The following is a 285-nucleotide window of genomic DNA, read 5'->3' as shown; positions in this document are numbered from 1 at the left end:
TTCCGCTCCGAGGCCTGCTTCGCGATGCACGCCGGCGCCGCTCCGCTGCCGGCGTCGTCGGGACGCCACGATCGTCACCGGCTCTCACGTAGCGGCAACCGGCAGCTCAATGCCGCGCTGCACCGCATCGCGCTCACCCAGACCCGACTGCCCGGCAGCCTCGGGCAGGCCTACTACCAGCGCAGACGTGCCCGCGGCGACACCACCATGGAAGCCCTCCGCGCCCTCAAACGCCGCCTGGCCCGCGTCGTGTTCAACCGCCTCCAAGCACCATCCGCCCCCGAA

The 285-nt window shown here is 71.9% G+C and carries 1 protein-coding gene; it reads left to right on the top strand.

The window, feature by feature from the left end; all coding sequences use genetic code 11:
• Nucleotides 1–285 (top strand): transposase (locus WCD58_RS33575; RefSeq protein WP_337707496.1); only part of this gene is annotated, 285 nt, incomplete at both ends.

Origin of the sequence: Actinomycetospora flava (assembly GCF_037400335.1) — a bacterium.
Classification (GTDB): domain Bacteria; phylum Actinomycetota; class Actinomycetes; order Mycobacteriales; family Pseudonocardiaceae; genus Actinomycetospora; species Actinomycetospora flava.
The sequence above is the reverse complement of the archived record's forward strand: the minus strand, read 5'-3'. Positions and strand labels throughout refer to the sequence as shown.